Source organism: Microvirga lotononidis (genome assembly GCF_034627025.1).
GTDB lineage: Bacteria > Pseudomonadota > Alphaproteobacteria > Rhizobiales > Beijerinckiaceae > Microvirga > Microvirga lotononidis.
Map to the genome: position 1 here is coordinate 4,596,906 of NZ_CP141048.1, position 22,770 is coordinate 4,619,675.

16 protein-coding genes are annotated in these 22,770 nt (G+C 63.0%); 6 read left to right on the forward strand and 10 right to left on the reverse strand.

Annotation, left to right across the window (positions count from 1 at the left end; genetic code table 11):
* Nucleotides 1-53: 53 nt before the first annotated feature.
* Together U0023_RS21670 and U0023_RS21675 are read right to left on the reverse strand one after the other, a co-directional pair.
* Nucleotides 54-467: an NADH:ubiquinone oxidoreductase subunit NDUFA12 gene (locus U0023_RS21670; RefSeq protein WP_009490922.1), complete on the reverse strand. Its 414-nt coding sequence runs from the start codon at nucleotides 465-467 to the stop codon at nucleotides 54-56.
* A gap of 224 nt (nucleotides 468-691) precedes the next feature.
* Entirely contained in the window at nucleotides 692-3,553 is a 2,862-nt protein-coding gene (locus U0023_RS21675) for a calcium-binding protein (protein WP_009490921.1), read from the reverse strand.
* A gap of 1,019 nt (nucleotides 3,554-4,572) precedes the next feature.
* Here U0023_RS21675 and U0023_RS21680 point away from each other — a divergent pair.
* From U0023_RS21680 to U0023_RS21690, 4 genes are read left to right on the forward strand one after another with little or no spacing between them, the layout of a single operon-like run.
* Nucleotides 4,573-8,280 carry a vitamin B12-dependent ribonucleotide reductase gene (locus U0023_RS21680; protein WP_009490920.1) on the forward strand — a complete coding sequence of 1,236 codons (3,708 nt, stop codon included), beginning with the start codon at nucleotides 4,573-4,575 and terminating at the stop codon, nucleotides 8,278-8,280.
* A gap of 54 nt (nucleotides 8,281-8,334) precedes the next feature.
* Nucleotides 8,335-10,527 (forward strand): GNAT family N-acetyltransferase, encoded by a 2,193-nt coding sequence (locus U0023_RS21685; protein WP_009490919.1) that lies wholly within the window; start codon nucleotides 8,335-8,337, stop codon nucleotides 10,525-10,527.
* A complete protein-coding gene (locus tag U0023_RS35580; RefSeq protein ID WP_154661006.1) occupies nucleotides 10,502-10,957 on the forward strand; it encodes an ASCH domain-containing protein in 456 nt (151 codons plus the stop codon). The genes U0023_RS21685 and U0023_RS35580 overlap by 26 nt, the downstream gene beginning before the upstream one ends.
* A gap of 10 nt (nucleotides 10,958-10,967) precedes the next feature.
* A complete protein-coding gene (locus U0023_RS21690; RefSeq protein WP_009490918.1) occupies nucleotides 10,968-11,486 on the forward strand; it encodes an NADPH-dependent FMN reductase in 519 nt (172 codons plus the stop codon).
* A gap of 459 nt (nucleotides 11,487-11,945) precedes the next feature.
* Here the strand turns inward: U0023_RS21690 and U0023_RS21695 are convergent, their stop codons facing one another.
* The 3 genes from U0023_RS21695 to U0023_RS21705 all read right to left on the reverse strand — a co-directional run bounded on the left by U0023_RS21695 (nucleotide 11,946) and on the right by U0023_RS21705 (nucleotide 13,130).
* Complete coding sequence (locus tag U0023_RS21695) at nucleotides 11,946-12,314, reverse strand: hypothetical protein (RefSeq protein ID WP_009490917.1); 369 nt, start codon at nucleotides 12,312-12,314, stop codon at nucleotides 11,946-11,948.
* Between the two features lie 15 nt (nucleotides 12,315-12,329).
* Complete coding sequence (locus U0023_RS21700) at nucleotides 12,330-12,614, reverse strand: DUF6894 family protein (RefSeq protein ID WP_154661005.1); 285 nt, start codon at nucleotides 12,612-12,614, stop codon at nucleotides 12,330-12,332.
* Between the two features lie 165 nt (nucleotides 12,615-12,779).
* Complete coding sequence (locus tag U0023_RS21705) at nucleotides 12,780-13,130, reverse strand: hypothetical protein (protein WP_154661004.1); 351 nt, start codon at nucleotides 13,128-13,130, stop codon at nucleotides 12,780-12,782.
* 258 nt (nucleotides 13,131-13,388) lie between these two features.
* Between U0023_RS21705 and U0023_RS21710 the strand changes: the two genes are divergently transcribed.
* Nucleotides 13,389-14,393, forward strand: a complete 1,005-nt coding sequence (locus U0023_RS21710; RefSeq protein ID WP_009490914.1) for an AraC family transcriptional regulator — start codon at nucleotides 13,389-13,391, stop codon at nucleotides 14,391-14,393.
* Nucleotides 14,394-14,522: 129 nt separating this feature from the next.
* Here U0023_RS21710 and U0023_RS21715 read toward each other — a convergent pair whose 3' ends face one another.
* Nucleotides 14,523-14,963 (reverse strand): hypothetical protein, encoded by a 441-nt coding sequence (locus U0023_RS21715; RefSeq protein WP_009490913.1) that lies wholly within the window; start codon nucleotides 14,961-14,963, stop codon nucleotides 14,523-14,525.
* 339 nt (nucleotides 14,964-15,302) lie between these two features.
* Here U0023_RS21715 and U0023_RS21720 point away from each other — a divergent pair, with 339 nt between their 5' ends.
* Complete coding sequence (locus U0023_RS21720) at nucleotides 15,303-16,274, forward strand: zinc-binding dehydrogenase (RefSeq protein ID WP_009490912.1); 972 nt, start codon at nucleotides 15,303-15,305, stop codon at nucleotides 16,272-16,274.
* Between the two features lie 261 nt (nucleotides 16,275-16,535).
* On the opposite strand, the gene U0023_RS21725 is transcribed toward U0023_RS21720, so the two are convergent.
* From U0023_RS21725 to U0023_RS21740, 4 genes are all read right to left on the reverse strand, one after another.
* Nucleotides 16,536-17,030 (reverse strand): hypothetical protein, encoded by a 495-nt coding sequence (locus U0023_RS21725; protein ID WP_009490910.1) that lies wholly within the window; start codon nucleotides 17,028-17,030, stop codon nucleotides 16,536-16,538.
* A gap of 297 nt (nucleotides 17,031-17,327) precedes the next feature.
* Entirely contained in the window at nucleotides 17,328-20,435 is a 3,108-nt protein-coding gene (locus U0023_RS21730; protein WP_009490909.1) for an efflux RND transporter permease subunit, read from the reverse strand.
* Entirely contained in the window at nucleotides 20,432-21,511 is a 1,080-nt protein-coding gene (locus U0023_RS21735; RefSeq protein ID WP_009490908.1) for an efflux RND transporter periplasmic adaptor subunit, read from the reverse strand. Before U0023_RS21735 ends, U0023_RS21730 begins: the two co-directional genes overlap by 4 nt.
* Nucleotides 21,508-22,614, reverse strand: coding sequence for an efflux RND transporter periplasmic adaptor subunit (locus U0023_RS21740; RefSeq protein ID WP_009490907.1), 1,107 nt, complete (start codon nucleotides 22,612-22,614; stop codon nucleotides 21,508-21,510). Before U0023_RS21740 ends, U0023_RS21735 begins: the two co-directional genes overlap by 4 nt.
* Nucleotides 22,615-22,770 lie beyond the last annotated feature (156 nt).

Below are 22,770 nucleotides of genomic sequence, written 5' to 3' on the forward strand. Positions count from 1 at the left end.
CGGCACAGGGCCGGCCATGACATGAGAGGTATCGAAGACAGGCTTGGCCCGCCTTACTCTCCCGGCGTCCAGGGAACGTAGTCACCCGTCGCGGCGGGACGCTGCCCGAGAGACAGGCTCGAGCCCTGCGGACGGTAGGCCTGTGCGGTGCCGGTCATGTTGGGCACGTAGGCCCTCTCCCAGGAATGCGGCTTGTAGTTTTCCTCGCTCGGAGCCACGTCGCCGTTATGGCACAGCCAGGCGCGCCAGCCGGGCGGCACCTTCGAGGCATCGGCATAGCCGTTATAGACGACCCAGCGGCGCTCGGCGCCCACGTTCGAGTCGATGGCCTGGGGCTGCGTATAGCGGTAGTAGCGGTTTCCGAATTCGTCCTCACCCACGAACTGCCCCTTGCGCCAGGTGAAGTACCGGGTGCCGATGGTCTGTCCGTTCCACCAGGTGAAGAATTGGGTCCAAAACTGTTTCATCGCTGCTGCCTAGGGGGAGCCAAAGTTGGGCGGAATATGGCGTCTGCGTTTAAAGAAGTCGAGCGCAAAGATGGCCGTTCGAAGCCCACGAAAAGCGGGAACACCTCCCCTATCGACTTTTTATGTAATTCTGAGACAAAAGCTCCCCGAGAGGCCTTTTGTGCTTCCTATTGCCACAAGAAAGGGCGGCATTACCGCCGCCCTCTGTTTGAGGCTCAGCCTTTTTAGAACCACTCGTCCCCGCCGCCCGCGGGCGGGACGAATCCTGTCACTGTGAAGTTCCAGGCGGTCAAGCCTACTCCCGCGCCCAAAACTGCGAACTTGATCTGCGCCTGACGGCCGGTCCCGTCCGCATCGTAGAACAGCTCGCCCGTGGCGCTGTTATAGATGATCCGCTGTTCCTCCGTCGCCGCCACGCTGCCATACCCGAAAGCATCCAGCCCAAGCGATCCCGGCGCCAGCGCCGTGAAGATCGCCACGTCGAGTTCGATGCGATCTTCAAAGCAATCGAAGTCTTGAAGCCGGTCGACGTTGTACGAGCTGCTGAGAGCCGTGTCGAACACGAACACATCGCTACCCGCGCCGCCCGCCAGCGTGTCGTTGCCCGCGCCGCCCGCCAGCGTGTCATTGCCCGCGCCGCCCGACAGGCGGTTGCCCCCCTCGTCGCCACTGAGCCGATCGGCATAAGCCGAGCCGCTCAAGCCCTCGATCGCGGCGTAGCTGTCACCCGCCGCATCCCCCGTGTTGAGGAACGCCTCCGCCAGGCTCGCCACTACCCCGAAGGATGCGTCGCCATAATCGGCCACGTCAAACCCCGAACCGCCGATAAGAAGATCTGCGCCGCTGCCGCCGGTGAGCACATCGTCTCCCGCCCCGCCGTCCAGGGTGTCGAAGCCGGCCCCGCCCCTCAGGACGTCATGGCCGTTATTGCCGTCGAGACGGTTGGCTCCGGCATCCCCCGCGAGCTGATCGTTGTACGCGGAACCCGTCAGGTTCTCGATGCCGCTGAAGCGATCGCCGTCAGCTTCGCCGCCGCTGCCCCAGCCTGACTGCAGGTTCGCCACCACGCCACGCGAGGCACTGGCGTAGGATGCGGTATCGATGCCCGAGCCGCCATTGAGAGTATCAAAGCCTGCGTCACCGATGAGAACATCGTCGCCGTCGCCCCCCTCCAGCATGTCATTGCCGTCGCCACCGGAGAGGACATCGTTGTCCGACCGTCCCCACAGCGTGTTGGCGCCGCCGTCGCCGGTGAGCTGATCGTCATAGGCGGAGCCAATGACCGCCTCGATCCCCTCGAACTTGTCACCCGACGCCTCGCCACGGCTGCCGCCGCTGGACAGGTTGACTGTGACACCCGACGTAGCCGTCTCGTATGATGCCACGTCGAATCCATTCCCGCCGTTCAGCGTGTCGGCTCCCAAGCCGCCCCGAAGCGTATCGTTGCCGCCATCGCCACTGAGAACGTTGGCTCCTGCATCGCCCGTGAGGTGATCGCTAAAGATCGAGCCAGACAGAGCTTCGATACCGCTGAAGGTGTCGCCCGACGCCTCGCCGCCCGCGCCACCGACCATCAGGCTCGCCACGACACCCGAAGTCGCGCTTGCATAGGACGCCACGTCGAAGCCGTCGCCGCCGATCAGCGTGTCGGCTCCCAGACCGCCCTCAAGCGTGTCGTCGCCGCCATTGCCGCTGAGAACGTTGGCCCCGCCGTCGCCCGAGAGTTGATCGCCATAGGCCGAACCGGACAAGGCTTCGACGCCATTGAAGGTATCGCCCGACGCCTCGCCGCCCGTGCCGCCGGTCATCAGGCTGACGACGACTCCGGAGGCGGCATGCTCGTAGGAGGCCATGTCCAAACCGTCGCCGCCGATCAGCGTGTCGGCGCCGCCTCCGCCTTCAAGCGTATCGTTCCCCCCAAGGCCCGAGAGACGATTGGCATTGCCATCGCCGGTCAGGTGGTCCGCGCCGTAAAGCGAACCGGTTAAGGCTTCGATGCCGACGAGCATGTCCCCCGCCGCATCGCCAGCCGTGCCGGTGCCGGCGGCCAGGCTGACCTCCACCGACGAATAGGACCAGGTGTAGGACGCCTCGTCGAAGCCTGCCCCACCCACAAGCGAGTCGGCGCCCTGACCGCCGGTGAGCGTATCGTCGCCGGTTCCGCCGTCGAGCGTATCGGCGCCGTCATGAGCCGACAGGCGGTCGTTGCCGTCTTGGCCGTAGAGCGCGTTGGCGGCGTTGTCGCCCAATTGCACATCGCTGAGCACGTCGTCGAAGGCCGAACCCGACAGGCCCTCTATGCCGATCAGCACGTCCTGGGCGTCATTCCCCACGCCCAGGCTCACCGTCACGCCCGCTTTCGCCGCCGCATACGACGCAATATCAAAACCAGAACCGCCGTCCAGCGTGTCCCTGCCCGCGCCGCCGATCAGCGTATCGTCGCCGGCACCGCCGTTGAGCAGGCCGCTCCCGACGATGAAGTCGTTGCCAGATGTATTGGACGCCGTCAGCGGAACGATCGTGAAAGACGAGTGGTTTTCGTCCGGGAGGCTGGTTCTGATGATTTTAAAGACAGGAGAATTGAAGATAGGTAATACAGGGTCCAAGTATTCATATAGTTCGGAATCACCCAAGCTGTATTTACGATCCGGGTAGACCTTAGGTGGATAAACGTACATCTTATAGCCCTGATCGACGAGGTTATTGTTTTCGTCACGAGTATAAGACCGCTCTCTGATAGTTAGCGTGCCGTCCGGATAAAGCTTATAAGTTACTCCGTTTTTAATTATAGCTCTCGTTCCGTCAGGGTAAAATTTATAGATTACGCCGTCGTCGTCAGAGAATGTTCTGGTCAGGTCATCAAACGATCCCTCTTCGGGCAATTCTTCAACGGTATTGTCTTCACCTTCGCCTGTAGCACCTTCCGTATGCTTGACCTCATGCAGCTCGATCGATCCCCAGACGACACCACTTCCCACCTCCTGGTCCGCACCCCAAGCCGCCTGCGAACCACCATAGGTGATAGACACAGACCCACCGTAATTTTTCATGAACTCCAGATAGGCTTGCTCCAAAGAGTAAGTCATTCAGCCGCCCCCCGAACCATTGTCTATGTACGAAACTTTGTTGCTATATTTTCTTATATAACATGGCATTTATTTTACAACCGCTAATTCTATCGTTTGTCTTATATGTTTCCTTGGTTGTGCGACTCTGCTCGTGGCCGCAGAGCGCTCGGCTTTGATGGCGCTCCTGCAACGGGCTTGGGCGCAGGAACATCATGCCCACCGGAAGCCGCTCCGCGCCGACGAGACGGCTGAAGCATTAAGCGAAGAATCTCGACCGGAAGCCCACCCATTTCCTCGGATCAAGAGTCGGGCCTGCCTGGAGCCAGACCGTCAATGCGCCTAAAATGAACACGGCAGGGCTTTGAGGGGCCTTATCAGGCGGGCGATTCTTTAGCGTGAAGAGGAAAGGGACGACTCAAGCGCGCTGACACGCCCAGTCTTCGCCGTGCAAAAACCCGCGACTGATTCTCGAATCCCGCGTCCTGCCGCCGTCGTCCCCGAAAACTCCCGCATTCTAGCCATTTCGAGGTATTCGGCAGGCCTTTTGAAAGCCGGCGCCCGGACGCTGCCGATTGATGCGCCGGCACAACATCTCGTTGGATTTCGTGCCGGTGCTGAGCCGGCACATTTCGAGCGCTGTGGAATCCCTGAAAGGATTCTCAGAGGAGTCTCCAAGGCTTAGCTAGTTTTCCACATTCTTAACATTCTTCCACTATATATAGTTGGAACCACGAGCCGCGACACAAGTTCTTGACGTAAGGCTCGCAACACGACTAGCTTGCCGGGGTACCGATCAGAGACCGGCGGCCGACCTAAAAAGGGCGGCCGGAACCTCCCCAGAGTAAGCGTCAGAGCTCCGTGGCAGTGAATTGCCGCGCGGTGCGTGGCGTCTGGAGGAGGCCCGTAACTCGGGCGTGTTACGTGTGGCGGTCCGCAAAACGGGTCGTTGGGGCGTCGAACAATAAATTTGGGCTGATGAGCTGCGGGGCAAAATCGCGGCCAGGAGACCTTTTGTCTCCATACTTGGGAAAATGACTATGCGGATCGAGCGGCGTTATACGCAAACCGGCCAATCGCCTTATTCCTCCCTCGCCTTCCGGCTCGCGACGAGCGAGATCCGCAATCCGGACGGCTCGGTCGTCTTCAGGCTCGAGAACATCGAGGTGCCTGAGACCTGGAGCCAGGTGGCGTCCGACGTTCTGGCCCAGAAGTATTTCCGCAAGGCTGGCGTTCCGGCCCGCCTGAAGAAGGTGGAAGAGAACGACGTTCCGTCCTGGCTGTGGCGCTCCGTGGCCGACGAGGCGGCGCTTGCCTCCCTGCCGGAAGACCAGCGCTTCGGCTCCGAGATTTCCTCCAAGCAGGTCTTCGACCGCCTCGCGGGCTGCTGGACCTATTGGGGCTGGAAGGGCGGCTATTTCTCCACCGAGGAGGATGCGCAGGCCTTCTACGACGAGCTGCGCTTCATGCTCGCCAACCAGATGGTCGCCCCCAACTCGCCGCAATGGTTCAACACCGGCCTGCACTGGGCCTACGGCATCGACGGCCCCGGCCAGGGCCACTATTACGTGGACTACAAGACCGGCAAGCTGACGAAGTCCAAGTCGGCCTACGAGCATCCGCAGCCGCATGCCTGCTTCATCCAGGGCGTCGAGGACGACCTGGTGAACGAGGGTGGCATCATGGACCTGTGGGTGCGCGAAGCGCGCCTGTTCAAGTACGGCTCCGGCACCGGCTCCAACTTCTCGAAGCTGCGCGGCGAGGGTGAAAAGCTCTCCGGCGGCGGCCGCTCGTCCGGCCTCATGAGCTTCCTCAAGATCGGCGACCGCGCGGCAGGCGCGATCAAGTCGGGCGGCACCACGCGCCGCGCGGCCAAGATGGTGGTGGTCGACGTCGATCACCCGGACATCGAGAGCTACATCGACTGGAAGGTGAAGGAGGAGCAGAAGGTCGCCGCGCTCGTGACCGGCTCCAAGCTCGGCAACAAGCACCTGAAGGCCATCATGAAGGCCTGCGTCAACTGCGAGGCCGAGGGCGATGCCTGCTTCGATCCGGAGAAGAACCCGGCCCTGAAGAAGGAAATCAAGCTGGCCCGCCGGGTCATGATCCCGGACAACTACATCAAGCGCGTCATCCAGTTCGCGCGCCAGGGCTACACCGACATCGACTTCCCGATCTACGACACCGATTGGGATTCGGACGCCTATCTCACGGTCTCCGGCCAGAACTCCAACAACTCCGTCTCGCTCACCGACGACTTTTTGCGCGCAGTGGAGAACGACGCGGATTGGCACCTCAAGGCCCGCAAGGACGGCAAGGTCCTGAAGACCCTGAAGGCCCGCGACCTGTGGGAGCAGATCGGCCATGCCGCCTGGGCGTCGGCCGATCCGGGCCTGCACTTCAACACCACCATGAACGACTGGCACACCAGCCCCGCCGGTGGCCGCATCCGGGCGTCGAACCCGTGCTCGGAATACATGTTCCTGGACGACACGGCGTGCAATCTCGCTTCCGCCAACCTGCTCCAGTTCTTCGACCGCCAGAACCACAGGTTCGACGCCGGTTCGTTCGAGCATGCCTGCCGCCTGTGGACGATCGTGCTCGAAATCTCGGTCATGATGGCGCAGTTCCCGTCGAAGGAGATCGCGCAGCTCTCCTACGAGTACCGCACGCTCGGCCTCGGCTTCGCCAATATCGGCGGCCTGCTCATGACCATGGGCCTTCCTTACGACTCCGACGCGGGCCGTGCCCTCGGCGGCGCGATCACGGCGATCATGACCGGCGTGTCCTATGCAACCTCCGCCGAGATGGCGGGCGAGCTCGGGCCGTTCCCGAACTACAAGGCCAACGCGAAGCACATGCTGCGCGTGATCCGCAACCATCGCCGCGCGGCGCATGGACAGGCGGAGGGCTATGAGGGCCTCGCCGTCAACCCGGTCCCGCTCGATCACGCCTCCTGCCCGGATGCCGATCTCGTCGCCCATGCGAAGGCCGCCTGGGACCGCGCCCTGGAACTCGGCGAGACGAACGGCTACCGCAACGCGCAGGCCACCGTCATCGCGCCGACGGGCACGATCGGCCTCGTGATGGATTGCGACACCACCGGCATCGAGCCCGACTTCGCGCTCGTGAAGTTCAAGAAGCTCGCCGGCGGCGGCTACTTCAAGATCATCAACCGGGCCGTGCCCGACGCGCTGCGGACGCTGGGCTATCGCGAATCCGAGATCGCCGAGATCGAGGCCTATGCGGTCGGCCACGGCTCCATGCGCCAAGCGCCCGCCATCAATCCCGGCTCGCTCCGGACGAAGGGTTTTACGGACGAGAAGATCGACGCGGTGGAGAAGGGCCTGAAATCGGCCTTCGACATCAAGTTCGTCTTCAACCGCTGGACGCTCGGCGAGGACTTCCTCACCGGCACGCTGAAGGTGCCGGCGGACAAGCTCAACGATCCATCCTTCGACCTGCTCTCCTTCCTCGGCTTCTCAAAGGCCGACATCGAGGCCGCGAACATCCACATCTGCGGAGCGATGACGCTGGAAGGCGCGCCGCACCTGAAGACCGAGCATTACGCGGTGTTCGATTGCGCCAATCCCTGCGGCAAGATCGGCAAGCGCTATCTCTCGGTGGAGAGCCACATCCGCATGATGGCGGCGTCGCAGCCCTTCATCTCGGGCGCGATCTCCAAGACCATCAACATGCCCAACGACGCCACCGTCGAGGATTGCAAGAACGCCTACATGCTCTCCTGGAAGCTGGCGCTGAAGGCGAACGCCCTCTACCGCGACGGCTCCAAGCTCTCGCAGCCGCTGAACTCGGCCCTCATCGCCGATGAGGACGAGGACGCGGAGGACGCCGCCGAGCATGTGGCCGCGCTGCCGGCCGCGGCAAAAGCCGCGCACGTGTCGGAGAAGATCGTGGAGAAGATCGTCGAGCGCGTGGTGGCCCTGCGCGACCGCGAGAAGATGCCCGACCGCCGCAAGGGCTACACCCAGAAAGCCGTCGTCGGCGGCCACAAGGTGTACCTGCGCACGGGCGAGTACGACGATGGACGCCTCGGCGAGATCTTCATCGACATGCACAAGGAAGGCGCCGCCTTCCGGGCCATGATGAACAACTTCGCCATCGCGATCTCGCTCGGCCTGCAATACGGCGTGCCGCTGGAGGAATACGTGGAGGCCTTCACCTTCACGCGCTTCGAGCCGGCCGGCTTCGTCCAGGGCAACGAGCGCATCAAGTCCGCGACCTCGATCCTCGACTACGTGTTCCGCGAGCTCGCGGTGTCGTATCTCTCCCGCAACGACCTCGCCCATGTGGACCCGTCGGAAGCAGGCCCCACCACCATCGGCCAGGGCGAAGCCCAGTCGAAGGCGCCGGAGCCCGCGCCCGCCACGGCCATCGTGTCCCGCGGCTTCACCCGCGGCTCCGTCGACCGCCTCATGCTGATCCCCGGCGGCGGTGGCAGCGCCACCGGCATTGTTCAGCGTACCGGCGGCCTCACGGTTGGCGCGAATGCGTTGAAGGGCGAACTCGCCCAGCCCGCCGTCGAGGTGGAGGAAAAGGTCGGCGAAGCCGAGATGTCCAAGCTCGCCTTCGCAGCCCCCGCCCCCTCGGTCGCCGACCGGCGCGCCGAGGCCAAGATGAAGGGCTATGTCGGCGAATCCTGCCCCGAATGCGCGAACTTCACGTTGGTGCGGAACGGGACCTGCTTGAAGTGCGATACCTGCGGCAGCACGACTGGGTGCTCGTAATCTATTTTGCCTCGGAGGAGACTAGTCTCCTCCGAGGCGATCGTTCTTTGAGTAATGAGCAAAAATGATCATCGATCGGGGGCGACGGTGTCTCGTGTTCACTACATTATCGAGCAAGACACGAAGGCACTGCTCAATTTGCTACCAGAGATTCAAGCCCTAGCGGACTCTGAAAAGAATGATGCCTTAGGGTTTATTCCAAGCGGTGCTTTTGAAGATGCAATCGAGAGGCGGCGACTTATTGCTGCTTTGGTTGATTCTGATGGCGATAGGACTTTCGCAGGCTACCTTCTTCATAGTGGCGTATTCCCAAACGCGAAGATTCAACAAATCGCTGCCACGCCACCCTTTAGAGGAAAAGGCGCAGCATCTGCTTTAATGAAAGCACTGGTCTCGGAGTTGGAGCGCGTTGGCTTCGTCTCAATTCGGGCAGATGTTGCTTCAAACCTGACGCACGCACTAAACTTCTATGCTAGAAATGGTTTTGAGCCGATACGTCAACGAGCCGGAGGAAAATCCCGCGGGCGAACCATTATTATTCATTCACGGACGCTTGAATCTGACAACTTACTCACACTCGCCACACCCCACTCTGAATTTCAAATCGATCTTAGCCGCCGCCGCGCCTCAGTCGATCCCGTTTTTGCTTTCGACCTGAACGTTTACTTTGATCTGGTACGGGATCGCAGCCATTCTGAAAATGCTCGTCAGCTATTCGGCGCCGCATTGGCGCATACAATTAAGCTGGCTGTTGCTGAGGAATTCGTCACCGAACTGCGAAATACATCAAGCAATCTAACGGCAGACCCGATCTTGCAGATGGCCCTCCAGCTTCCGCGCCTCCCAAAATGCGATAGAAAAGAACTGGAGGCGCTGGCAGTAAAATTATATGACGTTGTATTCAAGAAGCCTAATGCAAAGGGCCTTGGAACCGAGCAAGCCAAAAGTGATGTGAAGCATCTGGCTCATGCTGCTTTATCGAGGGCATCTGCATTCGTTACTCGGGATGGATCTATATTAAATGCCCGCAACGAACTACTTGAGACCTTTGATATCGACATCGCGACTATAGATGAGGTTCTAGACCTAATCCCCAACGAGGCTTCAGCACAATCCGCGATAAAACTTCAGGGAAATGGTTTTGACCTAGGACCCATAACAAGATCGGAACTCTGTAGATATTTGTCTGATGTCAACGTGGACAAGCCACTATCTAGTGAGTTCACTGATCCTGCATCTGTCAATACGATGCTTCACCAGCATGCAATACGATGTGAAGGACGAGTTGTTGCAGTAGGCATCTTAGCCATTGCAAAACGAGTTGATCCAGTCGCCCGAATGCTCATTCATGTGCGCAATGAGATTCATGATGCTGAGTTATTTGCAGATTATTTGATAGATTTCTTAATACGCTCTGCATGCGAGGGGGCAAACGCAGTAATTGAATTGGCTCATCTACCAGGGCAATCGATTGTAAACCAGGCAGCAAGATTGCGCGGCTTTCATCGCGCTTACAACGCACCAACGTTCTCTAAGATTGCCGTAGGAAAACCAATTACAGCAGACACATGGAATGCAACGGCCCAACAGGTCAGACGTCGCGCTGGCATTGTGCTTCCACATGATTTTGACGCTTTATCCAGCGGTGTCGAAATTCCAATAAAATCATTAAATGGCCGCTTGAGCAAAATCACTGCTCAAGCGCTAGAGGATTTTCTCAGCCCAACTCTGATAGTTTGGCGCGGGCGCAACGGTGTCATCGTTCCAATCGCTCGCGAATATGCGGATGAGCTTCTCGGAACCGCAATCCAGGCCAAGTTCGATTTCATCCTTAATCGGCAGGCTGCTTTCCGCTCGCGACGAGGCTACGTCAACTCACCAAGAGCCGCGAGACTAATGTCGGCGGGTGCTCCTATCATCTTCTATGAGTCTAAACGCACCTCGAACGGACGAGGCGCAGCTGTAGCAATCGCTAGGATCACAAACTCTGTTGTTATCTCGAAATCACAAATAGATCCAAAATCTGACCAGAGGCTAGTTGTTGATGATTTGGACAAATTCTCAGCAAGCGAAGATGTCCTTCTTACCACATTCGACAACATCATGAGATTTCCCAACCCGGTCAGCTTCGAAATGCTGAAGAAATTTGACGCTATTGGAAGAGCGAATCTCGTTTCTGCTGTATCAATTTCAAGCGATCAGATTGAATCTATACTCAATTATGGCTGGTCCTGTGCCAAATCCTAAGGAAGCGATAATTTCAATTCACCCAAGGTTTGCGGAAGCAATCCTTGCAGGATCGAAGAAGGTTGAGCTTCGACGGCGGATTCCGAATTTGGAAGCGGGGACCCTACTATGGATATACGCAACTGTGCCCGTTAAGGCTGTTGTTGGCTCCGCAATAATCGCTTCCATTATTCGCGACACGCCAGAAGAAATTTGGAACACCTACTCGCAACACTCGGCTATAGATCGCGATGAGTTCGATCGTTACTTTGAAGGCACTACAGAAGCTGTCTGCATCAAACTTCGTGCTGTTAAAAGGGTTAGGCATGTCGGCATCGAGAGGCTTCGAAAGTGGAAAGTTGGCTTTCACCCACCACAGGTAATTTCAAAGATTGCAAATTCGGACGCCATACGCCTTCGTAAACTTATACAGCCGTTGGGCTTGAAATGAACTTGCGGCAATGCACCTCCTCGCTCTCTCCGGCAGCCTGCGTGCCGCCTCGCTCAACACCATGGCTCTGCGCGCACTGCAAAAGCTCGCGCCGGAGAGTGTCGCGATCAGGCTCTATGAAAGCATCGGCGCCCTGCCCCACTTCAACACTGACGTGGAGATGAGTGCGTTGCCGGAGATCGTCGCGGAGCTGCGCCGGCAGGTGGCGGCGGTGGATGGGGTGGTGATCGCCTGTCCCGAATATGCCCACGGCATTCCAGGCTCGTTCAAGAACGCGCTCGACTGGCTCGTTGGCATGCCGGATTTTCCGGGAAAGCCGGTGATGCTCATCAACACGTCGCCCCGCTCCACGCATGCACAAGCGGCCTTGCGCGAAGTTCTCGCCACCATGTCGGCGCGCCTCGTGCACGAGGCGGATGTGGCCATCGAACTGCGCAACAGAAGCGCCGACGAACCGGAGATCGTCGAAGCCCTGCGGGTGGGATTGCAGGCCTTCGTCCGAGCCTGCACAGAGCCTCGCGCCTTCTGACTAACCTCCATCGTCATGCCCGCGCTCGTCGCGGGTTTCCACGCCTTTTTCTGCGCAGTCGGTCAAAGACGTGGGTGGCCGGAACAAGTCCGGCCATGACGTCGAGGGCCGTGTCATAGCGAGAATGTTCTTCTTTTGTTCTTGACAGACCTCGGAGTGCAAGCTATATCGTTGCACAGATCGGTTCCGACGAGGGGCGCTTTCGCGAGGCGTCGCAAAGAAGGGAACCGGCACGGTCCCGCGGCAGGCCTCGCAAGCTTGTCGGCGGGAGGCCCTTGGCAGCCTTGTGCTCGTCCAAGTCTAAACGCCTAAAAGTACCGTGCGCGAAGAGCGGTTCGGCTCCTAGCATTCCATAGACAATCGAGCCGGGCCGCACGACGCGCCACCCTCGATCCACCATCAAGCTCAGGGCTCAACGGCCCTGGGCCTGAAGGCGCTGGCTCTTTGACATCCGGCCCATCACGCCCCCTCCGGCCTGCGGAACACGCCCTGGACCACCGATCCGCGCCCGATCAGCTCCGGCGGCGGGTTTTCCCAATCCACCGCCTCGGGTTCGCGGCCGTGCCGATAGACCATCCAGCCGCCCTGCGGGTCCTGGTACACGCCGTAGATCAGATGGCCGCGCCGTTCGCCGTGGCCGCGCCATTCGCGGCGGGAGCGTCCAGGGACGAAGTCGCGCAATCCCCGCATCATCAGCCATGTGATGCCGATGAGGGTCACGGGCACGCTGACGAGCCAGAGGGCCTGGATGAATTCGGGCCAGGTGTGGAACTTCGAGAGCCAATCGGCCCATGAGACGGAACCTGGATGTCCGACTGTCGCTCTCATGGTGTCGCCGCACGACTACGAACGCTGTCCGGACCGATCGACCCGAATGGAGATCGTCACCGTAAGAATGGGCCGTCGATGCTCATCCTTCACTTCGACCCGAATGTCCTCCGCATTTGCCTCGCGCATCGTGAACAATCGATCCCGCGCGAGTTCCCCCGCCGTGCGCAGGGCCTCGATCTCGACAGCCCGGAGGCTGCCGATCTCATGCCCCTCTTCGTCGAGGTTGGATTGAGAACCGAGGAACAGGTCGAGGTAGAAGCGCGGCATAGGTGACCAGGACTTGAAGGGGAGAGACAATCCGCCCGCCCGCCGGTGCTCTTCTCGGCGGGAGCCATCTGGCAGGCGGGCGGATTCGGCGCCGGTACGCAACAACCCCTACGAGCCGATCCGCAGGGTCATACCGGGAACGGGTCCACCGGTCTTGCTGTGTTGGGCCATGGGCATAACGGATTGTGCCAACCGTCAGTGCAGGACCCGCAGCCGGCGGTCGGCTTGCTGCACGAACGCGACGGCGGCAGCGATTTCGTCCTCATCGAATTCATGGCAGCCGATGCGATCGATGGCCCCGCCGGTCCCCTGTGCGCGGACCTCCAGCCAAAACGGCGGCAGGCCCCTCGTCTCGGCCCCATACTCTTCGGTCAGACAGATCTCGATGGCGCCGAAACGGCCAAGCCTCACGGTCCGGGATGCTTCCCCCTCGTCCGGCCCGACGGCGAGCTGGACGTAGGCGCGAATGATCTTCTGCTCGATGTAGTCGGGACACAACTCGGGATACGCTGCCTGGCCCGCAGGCATGGCACGCGAATGCGGCATTGCACTCTCCATCGGGTTAATGACATCCGGCGGCCTCAACGGACCATCGCAGCGGGGCGGCGCGCTCCAGCCCCTCGTCACCGGGATGTCGATGGCCGTGTTCATATCCGATCCCGTGCCCGAATGGATCGCCCTCATGGGACAAACCCTTGTTGGATCGGGCCGCCGGTGTACGATCGGTGAATGGAAGCCCACCAGGGGAACACGCCGCAATCCAGGAGAACCCACAGCGGGGTACCGCCCAGCGCCGGCGGGGTCATGGCTCGGCTTGCAGCCGCCCGCCTCGCCGGGGTCGGCTCCGATCCCGCCCCCCTCCTCCATCAGGCGGGGATCACCTCCGCGCAGGTTGACGACGCCGAGACCGAAATGGCCGCCGACGCGCAACTCGCGTTCCTCAATCTCGCCGCGGATGCGCTCCGGGACGACCTGCTCGGGTTCCATCTCGCCCGGGAGTTCGAACTCCGGCAGGTCGCGCTGCTCTACTACGTGCTCGCCTCATCCGACACGCTCGGCGATGCCCTGGCCCGGTCCGAGCGCTACAGCGTCATCGCCAATGAGAGCATTGTGCTGAGCCGCATGCCGGACAGCCGGGCGGGTATCCGCGTCAGCTATGTCGGCGTCCCGCGGCACGCGGACCGACATCAGATGGAGTTCTGGATCACGGCGATCGTGCGGATCTGCCGTCATCTGACGGGCTCTGATCTCAGACCTGTCCGGATCGCCATGATCCATCCCCGCTGTGCCGTCTCGAATGCCATCGAAGACTACCTCGAGTGCCCGATTGCGTTCGGAGCCGGAACGGACGAGATCGCGTTCGCACGCGGCGCGCCCCGGCTTCGGCTGGAGAATGCGGACCCCTATCTGAACAAGATGCTGGTCCGCCACTGCGAGGAGGCCCTGGTCCGGCGCGTGCGGCCGGCAGGACCGCTCCAGGCTCGCGTCGAGAACGCGATCGCTCCCCTGCTCCCGCACGGCCGGGCCCGGGTGGACGAGGTCGCGCGCAGCCTCGGGATGAGCCGGCGGACGCTGGCGCGGCACCTGGCGGAGGAGAATCTGACCTTCACCGATGTCCTGGAGAGGGTCCGAAGGGACATGGCGCAGCACTACCTCAAGGATCCCGGCCTACCGATCTCGCGCATTGCCTGGCTGCTCGGCTATCAGGAAGCCAGTGCCTTCACGAACTCCTTCAGGCGATGGACCGGGATGACACCGACGGAGATGCGGACACGGCATCACGGCGACGCGACGGCAGCCCCGCCGTGACTGACGGGTTGGCAGGTGAGCTGCCCGATGCCGGGGCTTCTACAAGGCGGGTCGGGAGTCGGACCGACCCGCCTTCGGCCGAGCAGACCCGAGGCGCGGATCACTGTGCACGCCAACAGGCCTCGGGGCTCACCGCATCACGCGCATGACCCGGCGGGACTGTGGATCCACCACGACGATCTTCTGGTCGGGCGAGATGAAGTAGACGTACCGCACCCCCGGCGAAAGGCCAGGAACCGACACGCTCTGCATGGCGCCGGTGTCGATCCAGTCCGGGACCGGGCTCCCGTGCCGGAGCTTGACGCCGCTGGGCTCGGCATAGCGTGGCCCGACGTAATGAAGGTTGTCGGCAGGCATCTTCAGCCAGCCATCCTGGGTGTAGCCCACCGGTGTCACGCCGGCCGGGAGATCCGCCGGGTTCACGGCATAACCCAGGTCCGGATAGCTGGTTCCGCCTCCCGTGGCCGGATTGACCCTGAACGTCAGCGGCTGTGCGACCGCCACGGTCGAGAACAGGGCGGCGCCCGCCACAAGCATCAGTCGTGTCGAAGAGTTCACAGGAAAGCGCATCGGATCCTCCTTGCCGTCATCGGATGGAACGCAGGGCACTCACACGAAGCAGAAGGATAGGTGAATCGGAGCGACGTGCTTGACCGCAGGGGACGTCCGCTTGACCTTTTCCGCTAAGCCGAACCGGAAACGACCGGATCCAGGTACAGGCACATGCGGCCACGGCCAGCTGCTGGATCGGACGGGCGGCACCAGTCCAGTGCAGCAAAGGCTTGTCCAGCCGGAACCTCCAAAGTCCGTGTCCAAAACGGGAGTTCGGCCCACGGCCGGAGGGGGCAAATCTTGTTCTCGGGCCAACGCAACCTAGTTGACGAACTTCTTCAGACGAGGAAGTTGCTCATGCGCAGCGTCGTATTCGAACGTTTCGGCGATCCGGCCCAGGTATTGACCCTTGCCGAGCGTGAGCGGCCCGTGCCCGGGCCGGGGCAGGCGCTGGTGAGGATGGTCCTGTCCCCCATCCACAATCATGACCTGATGACCGTTGCCGGCACATATGGCATCAAGCCGCCGCTGCCGGCAATCGGCGGCACGGAGGCGCTCGGCGTGGTGGAGGAACTCGGGGACGGGGTCGAGAACCTCCAGGTCGGACAGCGCGTGATCGGTGGTGGCCAGCAGACCTGGGCTGATCACTACCTGGTCGATGCCCGGCGTGCACGCCCCGTGCCCGATGGCATCGACGACGAGACCGCTTGCCAGCTCATCGCCATGCCGCTCAGCGCCAAGATGGTGCTGGCGGCCCTTGGCCTTCAGCGCGGCGACTGGCTCGTGCAGAACAGTGCCAATGGGGCGGTCGGACGGCTTCTGTCGCGCTTCGGCGGGGAGAAGGGCATCAACGTGCTCGGACTCGTCCGGCGCGACGCGGCGGTCGCCGAGCTAGCGGCGGCCGGTATCACCAACGTCGTGTCGACCGAGCAGCCCGGCTGGGAAGCGCGCGCCCGCGATCTTGTCGGCGATGGACCAATCAGCGCCGGGCTGGACTCCGTCGGCGGGGATGGCCCCGCACAACTGGCGCGCTTGGTGGCCGACGGCGGCGAGATCGTCATTTTCGGCGCCATGAGCGGCCAGCCGATCCGCATTGACCCGTCTGTCATGATCTTCCAACAGATCACCATTCGAGGTTTCTGGGGCGCCAAGCCGGGCCTCGCACCCGAGGTGATCGGCGGTCTTCTCGAGGAAGTCCTCGCCGCGGCCGCCGGTGGCACGCTCACGCTCCCGGTCGACGCCACCTTCCCGCTCGATCAGATCGCCGACGCCGTGCGCGCCAGCAACGAACCCGGTCGCAAGGGCAAGGTTGTCCTACGCGGGCGGTGATCGAGTTCGGAGGAGTGAGGCATGGGGAGCGCATCATGGGCACCCGCCGCTTCGAGCCGCTTCACCTGTGCGGCAAGCGCCCATCGCGGGATGAGTCCAGGTGACTGTGGCGGTCGGCGGGCCCGCCCGGTCTTGGCCGAGCGGCGATTGCGCGCGAGCGAGGCGCAGATGCGCTCCACGATCCAGCGCTGCGGAAGAACCGCAAACTCGGAGCGCATGTCAGGTGCGGGCGGATCGGTCGTCCTCGCGCGCACCGAGTCCCTACTCGCCCCGTTTGACCCGAACCCACTCGCGTTTGAGAATTGCCTGCGAGAGCTTGATGATGTCGCGGCTGATGACGTCGATGCGCTCCTCGATGCTCCCGTCGGGCGACGGTGACCGGAGCTGCTCGACCGCATCGTTCATCAAGGACTTGAGCTGCTGATGATCCTTCTCCAGCGGGTTCAACATGAGTTCGGTCTTCGACACGGTCCCGAGCAGGCTCTCCACCCGTCGGAACAACTCGGGATCCCGGGCGATGACGGTGCCGATGGGCTCCTCCACGGTGTGGCGCACCGCGGCCGTGGTCAGAAGCTGCGAATTGAGGCTCGCGACGAGATCGCGCATCGTCTCGATCCACCTCTGGCGGTTGACCGACAGCACGTTCGCCTTGAACTCGATTTTCGCGTTTCTCGTGCTGACCAACGCGCCCGCAACCGAGGCGATCATTGCGTTGCTGGCGAAGACCAGGGTGATCCACTGCGGGTTGATGTCCATGATCGTTGTCCTTTTCGCATGCGATGGGAGCGTGGCCCCAGCGGCCGCGAGCCGCCGGGGCCTGGGAGGCATTCACATGGGCCGCGTGCGGGGGACAGGACCGCGGTCCGGAACGCCTGCCAATTCGGTCAGCGCCGTCTAGAGCATCGGACGTGGAATCGAACTCGCATCCGATGCTCCCCTTTTCTGGTTTGACGCATTTCTCCGCGCAAAACCGGTTCTCACTTTTGCATTCGATGCTTGTGGTCCGACGCATCTTTCCACGCAAAACCGGTTCCCACTTTTGCGTTCGATGCTTTAGGCCAGCTCACGAAACCTCTCGGGTTCATGCATCGCCTCTGCGGCCGACTCGTCCGGCTTGGAGAGGGAGGGCGCCTTGATGCGGAACCAGGCCACGTACAGCGCCGGCAGGAACAGCAGGGTGAGCAGCGTGCCCACGATGATCCCACCCATCATCGCGTAGGCCATCGGGCCCCAGAACACCTCGCGTGAGATCGGGATCAGCGCCAGGCTGGCCGCCGCCGCCGTCAGCAGGATCGGTCGCGTCCGGTGCAGGGTGGCGTCGACCACCGCCTCCCACGCGTCCCAGCCCTCCCGCCGGTGCTCCTCGATCTGCACGACCAGGATCACCGAGTTGCGGATCAGGATGCCGACCAGCGCCAGCACGCCCAGGATGGCCACGAAGCCCAAGGGAGCTCCGCTGGGCAGCATCGCGGCCACCACGCCGATCAGCCCGAGCGGCGCGACCGCAACCACCAGGAACAGCCGCGAGAAGCTCTGGAGCTGAACCATCAGGATCGTCGCCATGATGAACAGCATGAGCGGGACGACCGCTGCGATCGGCCCTTGGGACTTGGCGCTCTCCTCCACGGGACCGCCCACCGCCACCCGGTAGCCGGCCGGGAGCGTGCGGACGAATTCCTGCACCTTGGGCTCGAGCTGCCGAACGACCGTGGCCGGTTGGGTCGCATCGGCGATGCTGCCCCGGACCGTGATAGTCGGCAGCCGGGTGCGGCGCCAGATCACGGGTTGTTCGAGCTCGTAATGGAAGGTCGCGACGGCCGCCAGCGGCACGGACTGGCCGTTCCGGCCCGGCAATTGCAGGTTCTGGAGCGTCTCGATCGACTGGCGCTCCGCAAAGAGCGCGCGCTCCACCACGTCGACCAGATAGATCGAGTCGCGCACCTGGGTGATGCTCGTTCCGCCCACGATGCCGTTGAGGGCGCCGGCGATGTCCTGCGAGGTGACGCCGAGCTGGCGGGCCTTGTCCTGGAGCACGTCCACCTTCACCACGCGGGCGGGCTCGTTCCAGTTGAAGCCGATATCGGTGACCAGGGGATTCTCGCCCACGACCGTCGCGAGCTGCTGTGCCAGCTTCCGCACGGTCTGGACGTCGGGCCCGCTGATCCGGTACTGCACCGGACGTCCGGCCGGCGGCCCCAGCGCCAGCAGGTCCACGTACACGTCCATGCCGGCGAATTCCTGTCGGGCCAGGGTCTTGATCCTGGTCCGGAGGCGCTCACGGGCCTCGATGCTCTTGGTGACGATGACGATCTGGCCGTAGTTGGGGTTCGCCGGCTGCGGATCGAACGAGAGGATGAACCGCACGGCGCCCTGGCCGACATAGGACGACCAGTGATCGATGTCGGGGTCACCCGCGAGCTTGGCTTCGAAGCGGTCCATCTGCGCTTTCGTCTCCGCGATCGAGGCGTTCTGCGGCAGGGTGAAGTCGACGAGGAGCTCGGTACGGTCCGAAGACGGGAAGAACTGCTGCTCGACGAACCGCAATCCGTAAAGCGAAGCGCCGAACAGCGCGACCGCCACGCCGATGGTCACCCAGCGCCAGCGCATGACGCCGTCGAGCACGTGCGAGAACATCCTCCCGAGACGACCCGGCTCGTCGTGATGCTTCTTCATCGTCTTCGGCAGGAGCGTCACGCCGAGCAGGGGCGCGAACAGCACCGCGACGATCCACGACAACAGCAGGGAGACTGCGATCACCACGAACAGCGTGAACGTGTACTCGCCCGCGTTGCTGCTGTTGAGGCCGACCGGGATGAAGCTCGCGACGGTGACGAGCGTTCCGGTGAGCATCGGGAACGCGGTCGAGGTGTAGACGGCGGTGGCGGCCTTGCGCAGGGTGTCGCCGGCCTCCAGCCGCGCCACCATCATTTCGACCGCGATCATGGCGTCGTCGACCAGAAGGCCGAGCGCGATGATGAGCGCGCCGAGCGAGATCCGCTGCAACGAGATGCCGAGATACTGCATCACCATGAACGTCATGGCGAGCACGAGCGGAATCGACAGCGCCACTACGAGACCGGCCCGCATGCCGAGACTGACGAAGCTGACCACCAGCACGATCGCCACGGCCTCGAACAGCGCCTTGGTGAAGCCGCCGACGGCCTCCTCGACAACGACGGGCTGATCGGCCACGAGGTGCACGCCGACGCCGATGGGCAGTTCGCCGACGATCTTGTCCATCTGCTCCTCCAGCGCCTTGCCGAATTCCAGCAGGTTCGCGCCGGTCTTCATACCGATCGCGAGCCCGATCGCGGGCTGGCCGTTGAACCGGAACAGCGCCTGTGGCGGGTCGACGTAGCCGCGGCTGATGGTGGCGATGTCGCTGAGGCGGAAGAAGCGGTCGTTGATGCGCAGGTTGAGATTGCGCAGGCTCTCTTCCGAAGAGAACTGCCCCGTCACACGGACGCTGATGCGCTCGGGCCCGGCCTGGATGACGCCGGAGGGCGTGATGGCGTTCTGGGCCTGGAGCGTGCGCACGACGTCCTGCTGGCTGATTCCGAGGGCGGCGATCTCGCGCGTCGAGAACTCCAGGAAGATCACCTCGTCCTGGGCGCCGATCAAGTTGACCTTGCCGACATTGGGCACCGTCAGCACCTTGGCCCGCACGTCCTCGACGTAGTCGCGTAACTGCCGCTGCGTCAGGCCATCCGCGGTGAACGCATAGACGTTGCCGTACACGTCGCCGAAATCGTCGTTGAAGAAGGGCCCCACGACGCCCTGTGGCAGTTCCCGCCTGATGTCGTTGACCATGTTCCGGACCCGCACCCAGACGTCGGGCACATCGCGGCTTTTGATCGTGTCCTTCAGGTTGACGTAGATCACGGTCTGGCCCGGCGTGGTCTGGCTGCGGGTGTAGTCGAGGGAGTCGAGTTCCTCGAGCTTCTTCTCGATCCGGTCGGTGACCTGGCGGGCTGTGTCCTCGACGGTGGCGCCGGGCCACTGGGCGGCGATCACCATCGTCTTGATGGTGAACGACGGATCCTCCTCGCGTCCGAGGGTCACGTAGGCGAGGATGCCCGCGATGGCGGAGACGATCATGAAGTACCAGACGAGGGAGCGGTGCTCGAGCGCCCAGTCGGACAGGTTGAAGCGGTGGTTCATGGCAAGGCCTCGTCGGCGATCTTGACTGGCTGGTTCGGGGTCAGGCTGTGCACGCCGGCGGTGACCACGCGCATGCCGGGCGCGATCCCGTCCTGGATGCGAATGGAGGATCCGTCCCGTGCGGCGACCGTCACCTCTTGGGTCGATACGGTCCCGGTCGCCGGATCGACCGTCCAGACCATCGTCCTGCCGTCCTGCTCCAGCAGGGCCGAGGACGGCAGCTCGATATCCGCAGGAGCCTGCGTCACGGCGGTGGCCGTGATCGTCGTTCCGAGCCGGAAACTCTCCGGCGGAGCATCGAGAGTGATCCGCATCCGCCGCGTCCGGGTGGCGGGATCCGCCTGCGGGGCGATCTCCCGCACGGTTCCGGCCGCCCTCACCGAAGGATCCAGTTGCAGCGCGATTTCGAAGCGGGCGCCCGGTCGCAGGCCCTGCCCGACGTTCTCCGGCAGGTCTATCACCGCCTCCCTGATGTCCGGGCGCGCCACGGTGACGACCGTCTGCCCCGGTTGGACCACCTCGCCGAGTTCCACCTCGGCGGCCGTGATCACGCCGTCGAAGTCGGCCCGGAGTTCGGTATAGCCGAGTTGCTCCACGGCCTTGTCGAGATCCGCCCTGGCGCGGGTGACGCCCGCCTCCGCGGTCTCGCGGGCCTGCCGGGCGGCGTCGAACTGGGCCTGGTTGGCGATCTTCTGCTCGAGCAGCGTGCGCTGGCGGGTCTCGGTCGCGGAGGCATTCTCGAGGCGGGCGGTCGCGCTGGCGAGATCAGACTGCGCCGAGCGCACCGCAAGCTGGTAGGCGACAGGGTCAAGCGTGGCCAGCCGCTGGTCCTTCCTGACCACGTCGCCCACATTGACGTCACGGCTGACGATGCGCCCGAGCACCCGGAAACCGTGGTCGGACTTATAGCGGGGCTCGACGGTTCCGGCGAAGCCCGCGATCCGCCCGGCCTGCGGGGTGACGACGACGGACAGGACGGGTCGAGGCGCCGGCGCCACGGCGTGCTTCTGCTCCTGGCAGGCGGCGAGCAGGCCGACCGCGCTCACGACGATGGAAGAGATCAGGATCGGCTTCATAGGCTTGCTCCTTCGGCGAACGCGACGACCTGCCGGGGACGCAGGAACTGCGTCCCGGCGGTCACGACGACTTCGCCGGGTTCGAGGCCTTGCCGCACGATGACTCTGCCGGTCTCGTAGCCTTCGATGTCGATCGGTTTCAGCGCCACGGCCCTGGTGCGTGGGTCGACGGTCCACACGGCCGGACGCCCGTTCTCGCTGGACAGGGCGCCGAACGGCACCGTCACGAGCCTTCGTGGCTGGAAATGCCCCTCCCCGACCACGGCGGCGCCGAGCGTCATGGCAGCCGGCGGGTTCTCGATACCGACCTTGACCCTTACGGTGCCGGTGGCCGGATCCACCGTCGGGGAGATCTGGCGCACGCGGCCCTTCGCGCGCACGGTCGGATCGGACAGAAGCGTCAGCGCAACGGAAGGTTCGGCGGGTTCGTGGATGAAGATCGACTCGTGGACCTGGAACGCCGCGTCGCGCGGTCCATCCTGGGCGATCGAGTAAACGGTCTGCGCCGTCTGCACGACCTGCCCCGTCTCAGCCTTGCGGGCCGTGATGACGCCGGCGACGCCCGCCCGCAGGACGGTGTCGGACAGGTGGTCGCGGGCGGTGCCGAGCTGGGCGTTTGCGGTATCGAGGGCGGCCTGCGCCGTCCGGTAGGCTTCTTGAGCCTGATCGTGGTCCCGCTTGGTCGTGAAGCCCTGGATGAGGAGAGCCTTCTGACGCTCGTATGTCGAGGTTGCCTCGCGGAGCACGGCCCGGGCCGCCTGGACGGCGGCCTCGGCGGCCGTCACGGTCGCCTGTTGCTGCTGCGGGTCGAGCGTGGCCAGAATCTGGTCGGCCGCGACATGGTCACCGACATCGACGAGACGCTCGCTGACCCGGCCGGCCACCCGGAAGGACAGGTCGCTCTCGACCTTGGCGCGGATCTCGCCGGTGAGCCGAACCGTTGGCGCATAGTCGCTCAAGGAGACGGCCTCGACCTGCACCATGGTCGGGAGGCTGGGCGGCCGGCTCGCCTCCTGTTGGCAGGCCGTGAGACTCAGGGCGCTCATGAGCGCCAGGCCTGCCGGAGCAAGGCGGCGCGTATCTGCAAGGGTGCAGGAAGTCATCGGTCCACTCGGTTGTCCAGGGTACGAAGTTTCGAACTCACGGGCCCCGCCCTCGAAGAAGGCTCAGGCAATCAGGAACTGTTCGTGTGCCAGGTTTATTGGCGCCTCCCATCCGCATGGCCGATGGGGCTTCCGAGCAGAAGCAGCACTCTGCCC

Bases quoted from the DNA above. Each gene is read 5' to 3' on its own strand.
- U0023_RS21670 (WP_009490922.1), bottom strand. From the start codon at position 467: ATGAAACAGTTTTGGACCCAATTCTTCACCTGGTGGAACGGACAGACC.
- U0023_RS21675 (WP_009490921.1), bottom strand. From the start codon at position 3,553: ATGACTTACTCTTTGGAGCAAGCCTATCTGGAGTTCATGAAAAATTAC.
- U0023_RS21680 (WP_009490920.1), top strand. From the start codon at position 4,573: ATGCGGATCGAGCGGCGTTATACGCAAACCGGCCAATCGCCTTATTCC.
- U0023_RS21685 (WP_009490919.1), top strand. From the start codon at position 8,335: ATGAGCAAAAATGATCATCGATCGGGGGCGACGGTGTCTCGTGTTCAC.
- U0023_RS35580 (WP_154661006.1), top strand. From the start codon at position 10,502: ATGGCTGGTCCTGTGCCAAATCCTAAGGAAGCGATAATTTCAATTCAC.
- U0023_RS21690 (WP_009490918.1), top strand. From the start codon at position 10,968: ATGCACCTCCTCGCTCTCTCCGGCAGCCTGCGTGCCGCCTCGCTCAAC.
- U0023_RS21695 (WP_009490917.1), bottom strand. From the start codon at position 12,314: ATGAGAGCGACAGTCGGACATCCAGGTTCCGTCTCATGGGCCGATTGG.
- U0023_RS21705 (WP_154661004.1), bottom strand. From the start codon at position 13,130: ATGCCGCATTCGCGTGCCATGCCTGCGGGCCAGGCAGCGTATCCCGAG.
- U0023_RS21710 (WP_009490914.1), top strand. From the start codon at position 13,389: ATGGCTCGGCTTGCAGCCGCCCGCCTCGCCGGGGTCGGCTCCGATCCC.
- U0023_RS21715 (WP_009490913.1), bottom strand. From the start codon at position 14,963: ATGCGCTTTCCTGTGAACTCTTCGACACGACTGATGCTTGTGGCGGGC.
- U0023_RS21720 (WP_009490912.1), top strand. From the start codon at position 15,303: ATGCGCAGCGTCGTATTCGAACGTTTCGGCGATCCGGCCCAGGTATTG.
- U0023_RS21725 (WP_009490910.1), bottom strand. From the start codon at position 17,030: ATGGACATCAACCCGCAGTGGATCACCCTGGTCTTCGCCAGCAACGCA.
- U0023_RS21730 (WP_009490909.1), bottom strand. From the start codon at position 20,435: ATGAACCACCGCTTCAACCTGTCCGACTGGGCGCTCGAGCACCGCTCC.
- U0023_RS21735 (WP_009490908.1), bottom strand. From the start codon at position 21,511: ATGAAGCCGATCCTGATCTCTTCCATCGTCGTGAGCGCGGTCGGCCTG.
- U0023_RS21740 (WP_009490907.1), bottom strand. From the start codon at position 22,614: ATGACTTCCTGCACCCTTGCAGATACGCGCCGCCTTGCTCCGGCAGGC.